This is a genomic window from Salinisphaera sp. C84B14 (genome assembly GCF_040361435.1).
Lineage (GTDB): Bacteria > Pseudomonadota > Gammaproteobacteria > Nevskiales > Salinisphaeraceae > Salinisphaera.
The window spans coordinates 103,560-120,912 of record NZ_APNL01000014.1 but is presented as its reverse complement, the minus strand read 5'-3'; the positions used below and the strand labels follow the sequence as shown (position 1 = coordinate 120,912).

Below are 17,353 nucleotides of genomic sequence, written 5' to 3'. Positions count from 1 at the left end.
GCCCCGCCTCGACCGAGACGGGGCGTGCATCAGCCAATGCCGATCAGGACACGTAGCGCGACAGGCGCGCGTCGCCGGCCATGACCGTATTGATGCGCTGCATGACTTCGGCGGCGCTGACGTCTTCACGCGGGAAGATCTGGCCGAAGTGATCGTGCATGGTGGTATTGAAATGGGCACGATCCGCGGGCTCGATTTCCATGGCGACGGTCAGCGCGGTCAGCGCTTCGCCATGACCCACGGCCATGTCCTGGGCCACTTCCTCGAGCACGCCGTTCATGGCGAGCAGGCTCTGACCGCTGTAGGTCAGGGTGCCGCTGGTGTCGCAGCCGTTGGTGCCGCTGGTCATGCCGAAGGTGGCATTACCCGAGGTGCCGTTCACGATGGTGGCCAACAGATGCGCCGGCAGACCGCTCGACCCTTCGAACAACAGGTTGCCCCAGCCGCAGCCCGGCCCGCCCGGCGCGACCGCACCGGCCGACATGCTGGACCCCAGAATCGCGGCACCGATGATGAACTTCTTCATTACTGTTCCCCCTTGGATTTAATCAGGTATCGATTCGTGAGCGGTGTCCCTGTCACCGCCACGACAGTCAACTATAGCGCGCCGCCCACAGCTGTAAAGCTCCGGTCATGAAAAGTACGGCCGTGGCACAAAACCGTGCTCGGCGGGTCGCATCCACGGCGCCTCACGTTCGGGTGCTTGTGCCCGATCACCCTGATAAGCTCGCGATAAGGCGCGCAGCACCTTTTTCCACAAGGACCGACTCTTCATGCGGATACGAATCCTGTTTTGCCTGGCTTTGACGAGCGCCGTTCTAGCGACAGGCTGCGACACTGCAAACAGCGGCGATTCCAGCGACAACCGTAACTTCTTCGAACGCGCCTGGGCCAAGGTCGAAAACAGCTTTTCCGATACCCCCGCATCGGCGGCGAGCGAGCCGACCGACCCGTCGCCACAACAGGCCGAAACGCCAGCCGGCGCGACCACGGCTACCGCCGACAGCGGCGCGGGCGGGCCGCAAAACGCCAGCCAGGATCCGGCCGCCAGCACCGCAGCGAACACCGACAGCGACGCCGGCCCGAACGACGCCGGCGACCCCGCCACGGCAGACACCGCCCAGGCGCAGACCCCGGCCACTGCGGATACCGAAGACGCGAAAGACGCCAGCATCGATATCCCCGATGTGGATATTGCCTACAAAAAGTATGTGCTCGACAACGGCCTGACGCTGATCGTGCACAGCGACCACAAGACCCCGATCGTGGCCGTCAATATCTGGTATCACGTCGGATCGAAAAACGAAGGCCCGGGCCAGCAGGGCTTTGCCCATCTCTTCGAGCATTTGATGTTCCAGGGCAGCGAGCACTGGCAGGGCGAATATTTCGAGCCCTTCGAGCGTGCCGGCGCGACCGACATGAACGGCACCACCAACGCCGACCGCACCAACTATTTCGCCAGCGTGCCCACCGCCGCCCTCGATATGGCGCTATGGATGGAATCGGACCGCATGGGCCATTTCCTCGGCGCGATCGACCAGAACCTGCTCGAGGAACAGCGCGGCGTGGTACTCAACGAAAAACGCCAGGGCGAGAACCAGCCTTATGGCCGTGTTTTCGACACCATCCCGCCCAACACCTACCCGGCCGGCCATCCCTATTCCTGGTCCACGATCGGCTCGGAAGCCGACCTCAACGCCGCCTCGCTCGAAGACGTGAAGACCTGGTTCAAGACCTACTACGGGCCCTCGAACGCCGTACTGGTGCTGGCCGGCGATATCGAGCCCGAACAGGCGCGGGCCAAGGTCGAGAAGTACTTCGGCAGCATCAACCCCGGGCCGCCGGTATCGCACCAGAAGCGCTGGGTGGCACGCATGAGCGGCGAGCACCGCCAGGTGATGTACGACCGCGTGCCGCAGGCACGGCTGTACAAGGTCTGGAATATTCCGCCCACAGGCGCCCCCGACACCACACGGCTGCAGATTGCTGCCGACCTGTTGGCCGGCTCCAAGAACAGCCCGCTATACAAGACCCTGGTTTACGACAAGCAGATTGCCACCGATGTGTCGGCATTTGTCTGGGACAAGGAGATCGGCTCGCAATTCATCGTCAGCGCCACGGCACGCCCCGGCGTGGATCTCGACGAGATCGAGAGCGTGCTGGATGCACAGCTGCGTTCATTCATCAACGACGGTCCGCCGGCAGATGCCGTCAACCGCGCCCGTGCACGCTTCGGCGCCTCCTTTTTGCGCGGTATTGAAAGCGTGGGCGGCCTGGGCGGCAAGGCCGATATCCTCGCCCAGGGCGAGATCTACGAAAACGATCCGGCCGCCTACCAGCAGGAGCTCCAGATCCTGCGCGACGCCAGCCCCGACGATATCCGCATGACCGCCTCGCGCTGGCTTTCCGACGGCGTGTACGTGCTCTCGGTCGAACCCTTCGGCGAGCGCAAGGCCAGCGGCGAAGACGTCGACCGCTCGCAGCTGCCCGACGTGGGCGACACGCCGGCACTGGATCTGCCCGACGTTCAGCACGCCACCCTGTCGAACGGCCTGAAGATTCGTCTTGCCGAACGCCATAATGCGCCGACCGTGGAAATGCGCATGGTCTTCGACGCCGGCTATGCGGCCGATCCCGCCGATGCGCCGGGCACCGCCAGCCTCGCCATGGCCATGCTCGACGAGGGCACGGACAGCCGCGACGCGCTGGCCATCAGTGCCGATCTCGACCGGCTGGGCGCCAATCTCGGCACCAGCACTTCACTCGATTCGGCATCGCTGAGCCTGTCCACGCTCAGCACGACCATCGACGATGCGCTCGATATCTATGCCGATGTGATCCGCAACGCCGCGTTTCCCGCCAACGAATTCGAGCGCTTGCAGAAACAGCGTCTGGCGAGCATCGCGCAGGAAAAGCGCAAGCCCACGACCCTGGCCCTGCGCACCCTCGGGCCGCTGCTGTACGGCAAGGATCACGCCTACGGCATTCCGCTGACCGGCAGCGGCACCCTCGCCGCAGTCAAGAACATGCGGGTCGAAGATATCCAGCGCTTTGCCGACACCTGGCTGCGCCCGGACAACGCCACGCTGGTCGTGGTCGGCGATACCACCATGGACGAGCTCAAGCCCATGCTCGAAGCGCATCTGGGCGACTGGCAGGCCACGAGCGACGCGCCGCGCCCGGAAAAACGCCTGCCCGAGATCACCGCGCCCGACGAAACCCATATCTATCTGGTCGATCGCCCCGGCAGCAATCAGGCCACGGTGATCGCCGGCAATGTCGCGCCCCCCAAATCCAGCGAACAGGACGTCGCCATGGAAACGGTGAACGCGGTGCTGGGCGGCATGTTCAATTCACGGCTGAACCTGAACCTGCGCGAAGACAAGCACTGGTCCTACGGTGCGCGCAGCCTGCTCATGGACGCCCGCGCCCAGCAGCCGTTCGTGGCCTATGCCGCCGTACAGATCGACAAGACCGCGCCGGCCATGCAGGAAATGCGTAACGAGCTGACCGCGATCCGCGACGCCCGCCCGGTGAGCGATAGCGAACGCTCGGCGGCCCAGGCCAACCTCACCCGCAGTCTGCCCGGAGAGAACGAAACGACCTCGGCCCTGGCCTCGACGCTGACCGACTCGGTCGTGTTCAATCTCCCGGACGATTATTATGAGGATTATGTCCGCCGTATCCGCGATCTGAACGATCCGGCGCTGGCTAAAGCCGCACAGTCGATGATCGATACGGACGGGCTCACCTGGGTGGTGGTAGGCGATCTCAAGCAGATCGAAACCGCCATCCGGGAGCTCGGATGGGGTAAAGTCCGGGTCATAGATCCGACGACACTCGAAACGTCGGCCGGTGATGATGTCGAGGGGGATGGGGACAACGATGAATAGGCTGATGTGGAGTCGCTTGACCGCGACACTGGTGCTGGCTGTGTGCGCAACGCAGGCCCTGGCCGCAGTCGAACGCGAAGACATCATCATCATGGGCGCCGACGGGCTGCACTTCACCAGCTACAAGACGCTGCGCTCGGATCTGGCTGAACGGGTGCTCTATCTGGGCCCGGACGAAGCACCGCAGGATGCCGTGTTCATCGTGCCCGCCGATTACGAGTCGACCCCGCTCGACGATGGCGGCACGCGCCTGCATTTCAAAAGCGGCAGTTTTGCGCTCATGAATACCGGCGCCTTCGATGCCGAAGTCGAACGCAACGACAACAACGTATTCGTGTTCAACAGCTGGGATGGCGTCACCCGCAGCGACGGTCATCTGGGCAAATGGAACGCGCCCGACGATTTCGCGTCGTTCTCCTATACCTGGGTGCTGCCGCGTAATATCGATATTCTCGCCTACGAGGCCAATCGCACCGGCACCTGGGAAAAACGCGAAAACACGCTCAACTGGACCGGTAAGCAGGTCAATGACATCGCCTTCACGATCCGCTATCGCGTGAACCCGCCCGATAGCCGGGCGTCCGGCAGTGCCACACCGCAGGTCGCCGAACGCCAACGCACGGCACCACCCCAGCCCGCGCCGAAGCGCCGAGACCTGACTACGGCCCAGCTTCAGACCTCACCCTCGCGCGGGTTCGACAACACGCCTGCACAGCCGGCCGAGCCGCCGGCTCAAAGCCAGACACCGCGTCAGCAGCCGAAGACCCAGCAGCCTTCACCCAGTGTCGGCGCCAACGAGCCCAGCCGTGTTGCACTCATGGACGTGGTGGAGCTCGACCAGGGCCGTCCGCAGGTCACCGCCACGGGGCGGCAACAGCTGCGCCGTCTGGCAGGCGTGCTGGCCAACGACCAGACACAGCGGGTCGTGGTCTACGGTCCGTCGTTCAGCGACAGCCGCGACACCGGGGGCTCGGTCGCCCAGGCGGCCCGTATTTCGGATTATCTGACCGCGCACGGCGTATCGGATAGCAAGATCGAAATCCGCGCCGGCGAGCGCAGCGACGATGCCGATGGCCGCCGCGTAGAGATCGCCGTCGTCCCCGGTGGCCTGCTCGACGACTTCTCGCCAAACTAGGTCATTGGCCAATGCCCATGCGAGGGCCCGACTATCGGACCCTGCGCCGGGGCAGGCGGAAACCGGCGCCGCCAAGGACAACGCTTGAGCATGAAAAAAGCCGGCCTCGAACGAGGCCGGCTTTTACAATCGTACCGGCGCGCGTGCCAGCGGGCCGCTGATCAACGCTCGGGGCTACTTGCCTGGAAGTTGCCCAGCGGCCGTACGAAGGTGTATTTGCCGGGCTCCACAACGAGCCGATCCGCGGCGTCGCCGGTGTTCATGCCCAGCAAAGAGAACGGCAGGGAGACCACGAACAGGCCGGTGCCCACCGCCGTCGCGGCGAGGCTGACCGGGCGCACCAGCAGCATATCCACGCCCATGGCAGCTGCAGACGGTGTGCCGGGCTCGGCATAATCATCAATGGCGGCAGCCGGATTGGCGAGGCCGAGCCCCAGCGCGGCCACTACGACAATCAGCGCGCGGCGCGCAGAGAAAACGCTCATGATCCAAACCCCCATCAAATACGGTCGGCTCACATTAGCAAAGCCCGGGCGCAAGTCAATTGCTCCTGCGCGGCCGGCGGCCACGGGCCGACAAACGGCATCATGAGCGCCCGCGAAGTCTATCTGGCCGCTGACCCGGTCAATGCCGAGATCGCCAAGGATGTACTGGTCAACCACGGGATTGCCGCCCATGTGCGCAGCCAGCACCTATGGGGCGGCATGGGCGAGCTGCCGGCCAACGTGTATCCCAGCGTCTGGGTGGATGAAGCCCACGACTACGACGCAGCGCGCGCGCTCATCGCGGATTTCGAGCGCGGTGCGCTCAACGACGGCCGCCCCTGGCAATGCCCACACTGCGGCGAATACCTCGACGCCCAGTTCCAGCAATGCTGGAACTGCGACACCCTGAAACCAGCCGACTGAAAAACACGCACGCATGCATATCGTTCTGCACGAACCCGAAATTCCGCCCAATACCGGCAACGTCATCCGCCTGTGCGTGAACGTCGGCGCCACGCTGCACCTCATTCACCCGCTGGGTTTTTCCATCGACGACAAGCATATGCGCCGGGCCGGGCTGGACTATCGCGAACGCGCGGTCATCCACGAGTGGGACGATTTTGACGCCTGGCGCGCCGCCCATCCGCAAACCCGCGTGTTCGCGGCTACCAAGCGGGGCAGCACGCGCTACGACGAGATTCGCTATCGGCCCGACGATGCACTGCTGTTCGGTTGCGAAACCCGGGGCCTGCCGCCGGCGTTGGTCGAGGGCGCGGAAGCATCCATCTATCTGCCCATGCAGGCCGGCAATCGCAGCCTGAATCTATCCAACAGCGTAGCGGTGATCGCCTTCGAGGCATGGCGCCAGCTCGGTTTCGCCTAGGGCCGAGCGCGTACTGGCCGACAAAGCCGCGCCGGCGGCTAACCAAAACCCAATACGCCCGCGCCGGATAGCAGCTGGACGATGCCCAGCAGAATGATGCAGGCCAGCAGCGGAATGACGAGCGCGCCGCTCAACCTCGTACGCAGTACCACCGCACAGGCCAACGCCATACCCAGATAGGCGCCGAATATTCCCAGGCCCAGATAGGCCTGCCCTACATACGCGAACGGAATGGCGACCAGAAGGGTTAGAAATGCCGCGCCGAACGAGTCGTTGCGCGCTGCGAATACGCTCGCGGCTAGCTTGATCGGCAAGATCGCGGTCAAAAAGAAGACGATCGCGATAATCGCAAGCGAATCCGTATGGAAATGCACCGGTTGGTGAATCCTCGTGCGTTAAGGGCGCGCGAGAGCCGCGGCGCGACGAGCGAATAATACGCGCACCGTGTTGTGTGCGGATCGCTCGTGATTTCGAGCCGGCTCAGTACCGCGGCTCGTGCTCCTGCGCTTCGGCCTTGCCCGGCGCGGTCATGCGGTCGAGCAGCACTTCCCATCCCGCGCCTTCAGCGGCTTCGCTCAGGCGCTTGTCCGGCTGTACCGCGACGGCCTCCTCCACCACTCGAAACAGATGCGCGTCGGTGATCGAATCGCCAAAGGCCACCGCCGTGGCTAGCGGTAGACCGGTCTGGCGCGCCAGCGCCTCGGCCGCATCGATCTTGGTGGGCCCATAGGGATGGCGCACCGGCGGGGCACCGGTGTAATGGTCACCGCTGCTGGCACACAGCGAGGCATGGGCATATTCCACGCCCAGGGCGTCGGCCAGCGCATCGGCGATGAACTGCGGCGTGCCGGACAGCAAAGCGACCCGATCGCCCGCAGCCTCATGCGCGCGCAGCCGCTCGACGGCGGGCGCATACAGCGAAGGCAGCAGCCGTTCGGCGACGAAGTCGCGCGCGAGCGCCGCGATTTCGGCCTTGCCATGCCCGCTGAGATAGGCCTTGTTCTTTTGCATGACGTGGCGACCGTAGCGCGGGAAGTAGCGCAGGCAGAACCAGGCAAAGGCCAACAGCTGACGCAGCCCCAGGGCGCGGCGATCCCATAGATAGCGGGCAAAACGCGCCTCGGAACTCGCGCCCGGCACGAGCGTGCCGTCGATATCGAACAATACCAGGCGCATCAGCTGTGCCCCGTTGGCGCACCGGGGCGCTCGTTAACACAGAACTCGATGATCACGGGCAGACCGCGGGCGATACAGATCGCTGCCGAGGCCCAGGCCAGCGCCGTGCCCACGCCCACGCAGAACCAGCCGTAGTTGGCCCAGAACTCCGGCGCCAGGAAGGGAAACGGCTGCCAGAACAGAATCCAGGCAAAGGCCACCGCCTTGAGCACGGCATAGAAACCACGCATGAAACGCCCGGCCACCAGAAAACGCCCGATTGGCGACTGCATCATGTCGAAGGCCGCCGTGCCCGAGGCCGCCCCCTTGCTACGGATGGCGTCGACCAGGTTGCCGCGAATGATGAACAGCAGCGGAATCCATACGCCGATGAAGCCCAGATGGGCCAGCACCACCCAGAGCACGGTTTCCACGATACGATCGATGGCGATATCGAAAGTGGCGCCGAAAAGCGACTCTTCGTTGTACTTGCGTGCGACCCAGCCATCGACGCCGTCGAGGGCGATGATGAGCACGGTCAGGGGCGCGTTGACCAGCTGCAATACGGGCACGCCGGAGTAGATGATCCCCAGCAGTACGAATAGCAGCAGGAAACGGCCGAAAGTTACCCAGTTCGCCATGGCGCGGTCGTCTTGTGATGAATACTTGGTGCGGTCATGAGACCCGCAGCGGCGAGGACAAGCCATCGCCGACTGTCATATTTTAGTCTTTTTCGGACCGGAAGGGTCGATCCGTCAATTTACGCACCGCATCGCGCGGCGCGACGTCTTCGTGCAGCACGCGAAATGCCTGGGTCGCGATCGGCATTTCCACACCCAGCTGCTGGGCGATGCGATAGACCTCACGGGCCACGCGCACGCCTTCAACGACCTGCTGAATTTCGCGCTGGGCGCCCTCGACATCGTTGCCGGCCGCCAGGGCCAGGCCCATACGACGGTTGCGCGACTGGTCGTCGGTGCAGGTCAACAGCAGATCGCCCAGCCCCGCCATACCGGTGAAGGTGGTGCGCTCACCGCCCATCTTCTCGCCCAGGCGCATCATCTCCGACAGGCCGCGGGTGATGAGCAATGCACGCGCATTCGCGCCGTAGCCGAGCCCGTCGGATATGCCCACGGCAATGGCCAGCACGTTCTTGACGGCCCCGCCCACGCCCACGCCAATCACGTCGCGGGTGGTGTACACGCGAAACACGCCGTCGTGAAACGCCCCGGCCATGTCGCGGGCAAAGGCGTCGTCGTGCGAGGCGATGGTCACGGCCGTGGGCATGCCCTGGCCAACTTCGCCGGCAAAGCTCGGCCCCGACAATACGGCGGTCACGCGGTCCACGCCCAGCGTTTCCGCGGCCACCTGATCGGGCAGCTTGGCCGACTCGGGTTCGAGCCCCTTTGTCGCCCAGATCACACGGCGGTGTTCGCCCAGAAGCGGCGCCAGGCGCTCAAGCGTTTCGCGCAGCGCATGGCTGGGCACCACCACCAGCACATCGTCGGCCGCCGCGACGGCACGGGTCATGTCCGCTTCGGGGGCGAGCAACTCGGGCAAAGGGCAACCGGGCAGATAACGACGGTTCTCGCGGTCGGCCGCCATCGCGGCGATGGCATCGGCATCGCGCGCCCAAAGCGGTACCCGGTTGCCGTTGCGCGCAAGCTGAATAGCCAGCGCGGTGCCCCAGGAGCCGGCCCCCAGAACCGCAATACAACGACCGGTCGCTTCGCGCGCAGCGCTCATGATGGGTTAATGCGTCGCGTCGCCGACTTCGGTCGGCCCGCCTTCGCTGCGCTGATGCTGGGCATACAGGCGATCGAAGTTGACCGGCTGCAGCAGAAAATGCGGGAAACCCGCCCGCTGCACCATATCGCCCACGCTTTCGCGAATATAGGGGAACAGGATCGACGGGCAGTAGGCGCCCAGCAGGTGGCCGCGCTCGGCGTCATCGTCGAAGCCGTCGATCTGGAACACCCCGGCCTGCTGCACCTCCACGATATAGGCGGTGCGCTCGCCCTGCTTGGCGGTGACCGTCACCGTCAGCGTGACCTGGTGCGTTTCGCGGCTGAGATTCTCGATGCGCGTATTCAGGTCGACGTTGACCTCCGGCTGGTACTGCTCGGTAAACACGCGCGGGCCGTTGGGCACCTCGATGGATGCGTCGCGGATATAAATCTTCTGCAGCGCGACCTGGCGCTGGGCCTCGCCGTTCTCGCTGGCCTGCTGGCCGTTGTCCTCTGCCATCTCGCCTCCTCGTTGCCTTGAATTGCTGTCACTCGGGCAGCGCCGCTACTTGCTGGTGACCGGCATGCCATCGCCCTGCCAGGCGTTGATGCCGCCCTTGAGCGCATAGGCACGCGTGTACCCCAGCTTACGCAGCTTGGCCACCGCCTGCGGGGCGACGTTGCCGATACCGCAATAGCAGATGATCGTACGGTCGGTGTTCTTGCTGATTTCCTTGGCGCGTTCCTCAATGCCCGCCATCGGCACATGCTTGGCGTTGAGGATATGGCTTTTCTTGAAATCGGCCGCCGAGCGCGTGTCCACGACGATGGCATCCTCGGTGTTCATCAACCGCACTGCTTCGTTGGCGGGGATCGGCTTGTGCCCCTTGACGGTGCGCAGCGCCTCGTTGACCGCCAGCGCGATCAGCACCAGAACCAGCGCACTCCACAGATAGGGGTGGTTGGTGATGAATTCCTGTATCTGCTCCAAATTCATGGCGTGTACGGTCCCAATCGGCCGCTGCGGGCCGGTGAATTCACGATCGAGAGATGCGCAAGCTGCGCGTCGCGCCGCGATTATTGCATACCGGGCGCTCCGCTCGCCGCCACGGGCGACGAACGACCGGGATTATCGAGTGCAGGCCCGGCCCGCGCGCGCTTTGCTAACGACCCGCGCTGCGAGCCACGCAGGGCATGACGGCTTGGCAGCAGACCCATACACTAGTCGCATGCGCGTAGTTGTTCTTGCTGGCGTCTGCCTGCTCGCTTTCGCTGTGGCCAGCCCCGGGCTGGCCCAGAGCGGCGATGCGCGCTCGCAAAGCACGCGCGCCGAGCTGGATGCGCTACGCGATCGCATCGACAACGTGCGCCAGCAGATCGCCCAGGACAAAAGCCAACGCAGCGACCTGTCCACCCGACTGAGCCAGGCCGAAGCCGATATCAGCGCCGCCTCCAAGCGCCTTCGTGAACTCGACGACAAGATTGCCGAGGCGCGCGAGCGCGTGGCCGACCTCACCCGCCGCCGCGATCGCGAACGCCGCGATCTCGGCAGCCAGCTGGACGCGCTGCGTGAACAGGTGCGCGCGGCGTATGCCAGCGGCCAGATGGACAAGATGCGCCTGCTGTTGTCGGGCCAGTCGCCGGAAAAGCTGGGCCGCATGCTGGTCTACTACGAATATTTCGCCAACGCGCGTACCGAGCAGGTAACCGCGTTGCGCGGCGCGCTCGCCGATCTGGCCGTGCGCCAGAACGCGCTCGAAAACGAGCAGGCAGAACTCAGCCGTCAGCGCGAAACGCGTGAATCCACCCTGGCCAGCCTCAAGGCCAACCAGGCCGAGCGCGAACAGGCCATTGCCGCGCTCGACAGCCAGCTATCGAACAAGCAGGCCACGCTGTCCGAAATGAAAGCCGACGAGCAGCGCCTGCGCAGCCTCATGGGCCGGCTGCGCACCCAGCTGTCCGATCTGCCGCCCGAGCCCGCCGACGACACGCCCTTCGGGCAACTCAAGGGACGCATGCAGCCGCCGGTCAACGGCCCGGTGCTGGCGCGCTTTGGCACGACCAAGGCCGGCGGACCGCTCAAATGGCAGGGCGAATGGCTGGGCGCTGCCGCCGGCACGCCGGTACGCGCGGTGGCCGCCGGGCGGGTGGTCTATGTCGGCTATATGCACCGCTACGGGCTAATCGTGGTCGTCGATCACGGCAACGACTACTACACGCTCTACGGCCACGCCGAGAGCACCTACGTGGAAGTCGGCGACCGCGTCGAGCAGGGCCAGGCCGTGGCCAAGGCCGGACACAGCGGCGGGCACAGCCAGAACGGCGCCTATTTCGAGCTGCGCCGCGGGCGTACGCCGATCAATCCGGCCAGCTGGCTGGCCGGGTAAGGCAACCGGGGCGAGCCCGCGATATGCTATCTTTTGCGCAGCATTATTCCCGCATCTGTCGTTGATTATCGACGCGTGATTCGCGCGTGCGGGTGGGGTCGTCCCAGGGAGTCAGGATTCATGCGATCGAAAACCCGCAGCTCGCTGCTGATTGCGTTGGGCGTGGTCATCGGCGTGATCGTGAGCGTTGCCCAGGGCGGCCTGGCCGATCGCGGCAATGCCGGCAACAACGACAGCGTCGAGGCCCAGGGCCTGCCGCTGGACGAACTGCGTACGTTCGTCGAGATCCTCAACCGGGTAAAGCAGGGCTATGTCGAGGACGTCTCCGACCAGGCGCTGCTGGAAAACTCGATCCGCGGCATGCTCGACGGCCTGGACCCGCATTCGGCCTATCTGAACGCCGAGGAATTCAAGGAGATTTCGATCTCCACCTCGGGCAAGTTCGGCGGCCTCGGCATCGAAGTACAGATGGCCAACGGCTTTGTGAAGGTCGTCGCGCCCATTGACGACACGCCCGCCAGCAAGGCCAACATCCAGGCCGGCGACCTGATCATTCGGATCGACGATCAGGCGGTCAAAGGCATGAGCCTGATGGACGCGGTCAAGGCCATGCGCGGCGATGCCGGCAGCGACGTCACGCTCACCCTCCTGCGCGAAGAGCGCGACGAGCCGTTCAAGGTCACGCTCAAGCGCGCCGTGATCCGGGTCGAGAGCGTGAAGTCGCGCATGCTCGACCGCGGCTACGGCTATGTGCGTATCACCCAGTTCTCCAGTCAGACCGGAGACAGCCTGAAGCGCGAAATTTCCGACTTGAAGGACAAGGCCGAAGGCCCGTTGCGCGGCATCGTGCTCGATCTGCGCAATAACCCCGGCGGCGTGCTCAACTCGGCCGTGGACGTGGCCGATACGTTCATCAACGCCGGCGATATCGTCTCGATCCGCGGGCGCGCGCCCAACACCGATCAACAATTCGCCGCCACCCCGGGCGACATGCTCGACGGCGCACCGATCGTGGTGCTGGTCAACGAAGGCTCGGCTTCGGCTTCGGAAATCGTCGCCGGCGCGCTGCAGGACGATAACCGGGCCGTGATCATGGGCAATCGCACCTTTGGCAAGGGCTCGGTGCAGACCATCGTGCCGCTGGCCAACGGGGCGGCCCTGAAGCTCACCACCGCGCGCTACTACACACCCAGCGGGCGTTCGATTCAGGCCGAGGGCATCGAGCCGGACGTGGGCATACAGAACGTGAACGTCACCGCCGCGGAATCGAACAACGTCACCCCCTTCTCGGAGGCGGATCTGGCCGGCGCCCTGTCCAACGACACCCGCGACAACCAGCGCGTACCGGGGCCGTCGAACGATGCCACCGGTAGCGGCGACCTCGCCCAGACCGATTATCCGCTCTACGAAGCGCTCAACCTGCTCAAGGGCCTGCACATTCTGCGCAACCGCTAGCGCTCGAGGTGCCGGTTACGCTCAGGCCTAACCGGCCAGGCGTGATCGCAGGTTCGCGCGCACGGCCGGCCATTCGGCGGCAATGATCGAATAGACCGCGGTATCGCGCAGGGTGCCATCGGCACGGATCTGGTGGCTGCGCAGCAGCCCGTCCTGCTTGGCGCCCAGCCGTTCTATGGCCCGGCGCGAGGCGATATTCAGGCTGTGGGTACGAAACTCCGCCGCGATGGCTTCGTGGTCGTCGAACAGATACGACAGCAGCAGATACTTGCTTTCGCTGTTTATCGCGGTACGGCGCACACGCGCGGCATACCAGGTGTAACCAATCAACGCCCGACAATTGCCCGCGTCCACGCCATAAAAACGCGTGGTGCCGACGATCTCGCCGCCGCGTTCGCGCACCACGAAGGCACGCTGATCTGTCGCGGCCAGCGCGGTCTCGACATAGGCGCCCATCTGCTGCGGACTCGGCACGTCGGCCACCCACAGCCGCCAGGACTCGCCATCGCGCACGGCCGTGCACAGCGCATCGGCATGCCCGTGCGCCAGCGGCTCGAGTACGACGTGGTCGCCCTGCAGGCGCGTGCTATCCAGCCATCCCATTACAAACTCTCATCGACGCCGTTCGGCGCCCAGCGAAGCACGAAATGCGTTCGGTTGCGACTGATTTCCTCGAAGCCCAGCCGCTCGTAGAACACGCGCGCCCGCTCGTTGCAGCGAAACACCTTGAGCGTCACCGCACAGCGTGCCTGCTCGGCCTGCGTTTGCATGTGGCGCAGCAGACGGCTTCCGATGCCCTGCCCGCGCCGGTCCGGCCTGACTACGATGTTGGCCAGATGCAGCGACTGGCTCCGGCGCTGGGTCTGAATATAGCCGGCCGCGCGGCTGTCGTTGCCGGCACGCTGCATGATCACCCGCGGCGTGAGCGCAGCGAACAGCCGCTCGAAGTCGCGCTGCTGCCACGCTTCATCCCAGCCCCAGAGCGCTTCGATATGGGCGCGATAGGCCTCGACCTGCCAGCGAAAAAGAATCGGCCGGTCGATGGCGTCGGCCACGCGCAGCCAGAGCCGGTCGTCGACCGGCCCGGGCTCGAGCGCCGATGCACGCATGCGCTAGCGCGCTAGCCGCGCGAGGCCTGCACCCAGCAGACCAGTCCGGCCAGGCCGCCGACAATCCCGACCCACAGCGGCACGGGCGGATAGATCACCAGCAGCACCCCGGAAACGACCAGCCCGGTACCGACCACCGTCCAGCGCATGGCGCGGCGCGCGCTGCGCAACTCGCGGGTGATATCGGTGAGCGCGCGTTCGAGTTCGCGCGCGGCCGGATTGGTGCCTTCATCGAGGCGCTTCATGAGCGTGGGCACCATGCGCGGCAGGCTGTCCATGATCTGCGGCAGCTGGTTTTTCAACCGCTCGCCGGCCACGCGCGGGCTGGCGCGGTGGTGCATCCACTCCTCGAGCACCGGCTTGGCGGTGGCCCACAAATCGAGCTGCGGGTAGAGATCGCGGCCCAGGCCTTCGACGTTGAGCACGGTCTTTTGCAGCAGCACCAGCTGCGGCTGGACCTGATAACGATAGCGACGCGCAATCTTGAACAGGCGTACCAGAAACAACCCGAAGGAAATCTCGGCCAGCGGCTTGTTCATGATCGGCTCGGACACGGTCCGGATCGCGCCTTCGAATTCCTCGATGCTGGTATCCGCCGGCATCCAGCCGGATTCCACGTGCAGCTCGGCGATCCTGCGATAGTCCTGGTTGAAGAACGCCAGGAAATTCTCGGCCAGATAGCGCTGGTCGTCCACGGTCAGCGAGCCGACGATGCCGAAGTCCAGGCCCACATAGCGCGGCCGATGCGGTACTTCCGGCTGCACCAGGATATTGCCCGGGTGCATGTCGGCATGAAAGAAATTGTCGCGAAAGACCTGTTTGAAAAAGATCTCCACGCCGCGCTCGGCGAGCACCTTGAAATCCACGCCGGCCGCTTTGAGCGTGTCGACGTCGTCGATCGGCACGCCCCGCATATACTCCATGACCAGCACCGTTTCGGTGCTGTAGTCGAAGTGGATTTCCGGGTGCACGATGAGATCGGAACCAGCCCAGTTGCGCCCGAGCTGACTGGCGTTGGCGCCCTCGCGCATCAAATCCAGCTCGTCGTTGATGATGCGGTCGTACTCGGCCACGATCTCGACCGGGCGCAGGCGCTTGGCCTCGGGGTGAAAACGCGCGGCCAGCCCGGCCAGCCGATACAGCACGGCCACGTCGCGCCCGATGCGTTCGTGCACGTCCGGGCGCAGCACCTTGACCACCACCTCACGCCCCTGCGCTTCGCCGTCGCGTGCATGCAGGCGGGCACGGTGTACCTGCGCGATCGAGGCCGCGGCCATCGGCTCGGTTTCGAAATACTCGAAGAACTGGTCGAGCGAATGGCCGTAGGCCGCTTCGATCAGGCGTCGTGCTTCGGCGCCTTCGAACGGCGGCACTTCATCCTGAAGCTTGGCCAGTTCTTCGGCCATGCCCTCGGGCAGCAGATCGCGGCGCGTGGACAGCGTCTGGCCGAATTTCACGAACACCGGGCCCAGCTCTTCGAGCGCCAGACGCAGGCGCACGTTCAGCGGCTCGTCGAACGCGCGCGGCTTGCCCAGCAGCCAGGTGGGCGCGGCATCGCCAGCGAGTTCACCCAGGCCGTAGCGACGCGCGGTGCGGATGATTTCCAGCATGCGCCGGCTGCGATCGAACATCAGCGGCTCCCCTCACTCACACGCGCTACCCGCGCCGATAGCCGCTCGACATCGTCGCGCAGCGTTTCGATTTCGGTCACGAACTTTTCGTGTTCCCAGGGGCCGATCACGTCGCGCGTTTCCTCGCGCAGATACTCGGCCGTCTGTTCCGGAAATTCACGGGCCGCGCGCGAAAACAGCGCCCGGACCTGCTTGATGCCCTGGCCGACGAAATAAGCCGGCACCGGCCCCAGCCGGGCGTCGATGATATCGGTGAGGTCGAAATCCACGCTGGCGAACAGATCGGAAAAGCGCTGGGCGACGCCGACATCCCCTTCGATACGCAGACCGCCGCCGGTAATGCCTTCGCGGCCGCCGGAAAACAGGATGCGCCCGAAGGCGGTCGAGGTGCCGGTCAGGCAGACGTCTGCCTGTGTATCCGGTACGCCGCGCAGCTGCATACCGTGGCGCTCGGCGATGAATACGAGCCGTAGCTGCAGATCGGAAAAACGCAGCTCCAGGGAATGTCCGGCAAGGTCCTCGCAGCGCGCGAGTGCCCGCGGGTCGTTGCCCAGATAACGATTGAGCGCGATCTCGGCCGCGCCCAGCGCGGGCGTGGGCAGGCTTCGCAGAGAAGAGTCCGTCATGACGAATCCGGGCCTGTTGAATGGCGGCGCGCAGCGTGCGCGCTAGGGCGCGTAACCGCGATGCACGGCGACGATGCCGCCGGTGAGGTTGTGATAGCCGCAGCGCACGAGCCCGGCCGTTTCCATCATCGACTGGAGCGTGCCCTGGTCCGGGTGCATGCGAATCGATTCGGCCAGATAGCGATAGGAGGCTTCGTCCTTGGCCACCGTCTTGCCCAGCCAGGGCAGTACGGAAAACGAGTAGATGTCGTAAAGCTTGTCCAGCCCCGGCACCGCCGGCTTGGAAAACTCCAGCACGATAGCCCGGCCGCCCGGACGGGTGACCCGCTGCATTTCGGCAAGCGCGGCCGGCTTGTCGGTAACGTTGCGCAGCCCGAAGCCGATGGAGACACAGTCGAAGCTGTTGTCGGCAAACGGCAGTTTCTCGGCGTTGGCGAGACAGTAATCGATATTTCCAGCCACGCCGCGATCGAGCATGCGCTCGCGGCCGTTGGCGAGCATCGCGCCGTTGATGTCGGAGAGCAGCACGCGCCCGCTCGGGCCGACGCGGCGCGCGAAACCCGCAGCCAGATCGCCGGTGCCGCCGGCCAGGTCCAGTACCTGCTCGCCTTCGCGCACGGCGGCCAGTTCCAGGGTGAAGCGCTTCCACGCCCGATGGATGCCCATCGACATCAGGTCGTTCATCACATCGTAGTTGTCGGCAACGGAATCGAACACCGCGCCCACGCGGCGCTGCTTTTCGCCGCGCGCGACGCGTTCGTAGCCGAAGTCGATCGTATCGTCGCCGGAACCGGCGTTGTCGGCGCTGCGTGCAGCGCGATCGTAGGAGTCGTCTTGAGAGACCATGGCGGACCCTGAATTGAGGCT

General features: G+C 65.0%; 19 protein-coding genes. 6 read left to right on the top strand and 13 right to left on the bottom strand.

What is annotated here, in order from left to right:
- Positions 1-43: 43 nt before the first annotated feature.
- On the bottom strand, positions 44-526 hold the full coding sequence (locus tag C84B14_RS13120; RefSeq protein ID WP_353224732.1) for a DUF3015 domain-containing protein: 483 nt from the start codon (positions 524-526) through the stop codon (positions 44-46).
- Positions 527-773: 247 nt separating this feature from the next.
- Between C84B14_RS13120 and C84B14_RS13115 the strand changes: the two genes are divergently transcribed.
- Both C84B14_RS13115 and C84B14_RS13110 read left to right on the top strand, forming a co-directional pair.
- A complete protein-coding gene (locus C84B14_RS13115; RefSeq protein ID WP_353224730.1) occupies positions 774-3,893 on the top strand; it encodes a M16 family metallopeptidase in 3,120 nt (1,039 codons plus the stop codon).
- Positions 3,886-5,028, top strand: coding sequence for an OmpA family protein (locus tag C84B14_RS13110; RefSeq protein WP_353224728.1), 1,143 nt, complete (start codon positions 3,886-3,888; stop codon positions 5,026-5,028). The genes C84B14_RS13115 and C84B14_RS13110 overlap by 8 nt, the downstream gene beginning before the upstream one ends.
- 161 nt (positions 5,029-5,189) lie before the next feature.
- Here C84B14_RS13110 and C84B14_RS13105 read toward each other — a convergent pair whose 3' ends face one another.
- Positions 5,190-5,513 carry a hypothetical protein gene (locus tag C84B14_RS13105; protein ID WP_293623480.1) on the bottom strand — a complete coding sequence of 108 codons (324 nt, stop codon included), beginning with the start codon at positions 5,511-5,513 and terminating at the stop codon, positions 5,190-5,192.
- Positions 5,514-5,615: 102 nt separating this feature from the next.
- On the opposite strand from C84B14_RS13105, the gene C84B14_RS13100 reads away from it, so the two are divergent.
- Together C84B14_RS13100 and C84B14_RS13095 are read left to right on the top strand one after the other, a co-directional pair.
- Positions 5,616-5,936: a putative signal transducing protein gene (locus tag C84B14_RS13100; protein ID WP_348766418.1), complete on the top strand. Its 321-nt coding sequence runs from the start codon at positions 5,616-5,618 to the stop codon at positions 5,934-5,936.
- A gap of 13 nt (positions 5,937-5,949) precedes the next feature.
- Positions 5,950-6,396, top strand: a complete 447-nt coding sequence (locus C84B14_RS13095) for a tRNA (cytidine(34)-2'-O)-methyltransferase (protein ID WP_353224726.1) — start codon at positions 5,950-5,952, stop codon at positions 6,394-6,396.
- 38 nt (positions 6,397-6,434) lie between these two features.
- Here C84B14_RS13095 and C84B14_RS13090 read toward each other — a convergent pair whose 3' ends face one another.
- The 6 genes from C84B14_RS13090 to C84B14_RS13065 all read right to left on the bottom strand — a co-directional run bounded on the left by C84B14_RS13090 (position 6,435) and on the right by C84B14_RS13065 (position 10,275).
- Positions 6,435-6,770 (bottom strand): hypothetical protein, encoded by a 336-nt coding sequence (locus tag C84B14_RS13090; protein WP_353224725.1) that lies wholly within the window; start codon positions 6,768-6,770, stop codon positions 6,435-6,437.
- A gap of 106 nt (positions 6,771-6,876) precedes the next feature.
- Positions 6,877-7,572, bottom strand: coding sequence for an HAD family hydrolase (locus C84B14_RS13085; RefSeq protein WP_353224723.1), 696 nt, complete (start codon positions 7,570-7,572; stop codon positions 6,877-6,879).
- Positions 7,572-8,192, bottom strand: coding sequence for a CDP-alcohol phosphatidyltransferase family protein (locus tag C84B14_RS13080; RefSeq protein WP_353224721.1), 621 nt, complete (start codon positions 8,190-8,192; stop codon positions 7,572-7,574). Before C84B14_RS13080 ends, C84B14_RS13085 begins: the two co-directional genes overlap by 1 nt.
- Positions 8,193-8,274: 82 nt before the next feature.
- The gene (locus tag C84B14_RS13075; RefSeq protein WP_353224719.1) at positions 8,275-9,297 is read right to left on the bottom strand and encodes an NAD(P)H-dependent glycerol-3-phosphate dehydrogenase; all 1,023 of its coding nucleotides are present in this window, start codon (positions 9,295-9,297) and stop codon (positions 8,275-8,277) included.
- 6 nt (positions 9,298-9,303) lie between these two features.
- A complete protein-coding gene (secB, locus tag C84B14_RS13070; protein WP_293623486.1) occupies positions 9,304-9,798 on the bottom strand; it encodes a protein-export chaperone SecB in 495 nt (164 codons plus the stop codon).
- Positions 9,799-9,843: 45 nt separating this feature from the next.
- A complete protein-coding gene (locus C84B14_RS13065) occupies positions 9,844-10,275 on the bottom strand; it encodes a rhodanese-like domain-containing protein (RefSeq protein WP_353224717.1) in 432 nt (143 codons plus the stop codon).
- A gap of 232 nt (positions 10,276-10,507) precedes the next feature.
- Here C84B14_RS13065 and C84B14_RS13060 point away from each other — a divergent pair, with 232 nt between their 5' ends.
- Positions 10,508-11,665, top strand: a complete 1,158-nt coding sequence (locus C84B14_RS13060) for a murein hydrolase activator EnvC family protein (protein ID WP_353224715.1) — start codon at positions 10,508-10,510, stop codon at positions 11,663-11,665.
- Between the two features lie 120 nt (positions 11,666-11,785).
- Positions 11,786-13,120: a S41 family peptidase gene (locus C84B14_RS13055; protein ID WP_353224713.1), complete on the top strand. Its 1,335-nt coding sequence runs from the start codon at positions 11,786-11,788 to the stop codon at positions 13,118-13,120.
- A gap of 27 nt (positions 13,121-13,147) precedes the next feature.
- Here C84B14_RS13055 and C84B14_RS13050 read toward each other — a convergent pair whose 3' ends face one another.
- From C84B14_RS13050 to ubiE, 5 genes are read right to left on the bottom strand one after another with little or no spacing between them, the layout of a single operon-like run.
- A complete protein-coding gene (locus tag C84B14_RS13050; protein WP_353224712.1) occupies positions 13,148-13,723 on the bottom strand; it encodes a GNAT family N-acetyltransferase in 576 nt (191 codons plus the stop codon).
- A complete protein-coding gene (locus C84B14_RS13045) occupies positions 13,723-14,229 on the bottom strand; it encodes a GNAT family N-acetyltransferase (RefSeq protein WP_353224710.1) in 507 nt (168 codons plus the stop codon). Before C84B14_RS13045 ends, C84B14_RS13050 begins: the two co-directional genes overlap by 1 nt.
- Positions 14,230-14,240: 11 nt before the next feature.
- On the bottom strand, positions 14,241-15,860 hold the full coding sequence (ubiB, locus tag C84B14_RS13040; protein WP_353224708.1) for a ubiquinone biosynthesis regulatory protein kinase UbiB: 1,620 nt from the start codon (positions 15,858-15,860) through the stop codon (positions 14,241-14,243).
- Entirely contained in the window at positions 15,860-16,486 is a 627-nt protein-coding gene (locus C84B14_RS13035) for a ubiquinone biosynthesis accessory factor UbiJ (protein WP_353224707.1), read from the bottom strand. Before C84B14_RS13035 ends, ubiB begins: the two co-directional genes overlap by 1 nt.
- A 42-nt stretch (positions 16,487-16,528) precedes the next feature.
- Positions 16,529-17,332: a bifunctional demethylmenaquinone methyltransferase/2-methoxy-6-polyprenyl-1,4-benzoquinol methylase UbiE gene (ubiE, locus tag C84B14_RS13030; protein WP_353224705.1), complete on the bottom strand. Its 804-nt coding sequence runs from the start codon at positions 17,330-17,332 to the stop codon at positions 16,529-16,531.
- Between the last annotated feature and the right edge of the window lie 21 nt (positions 17,333-17,353).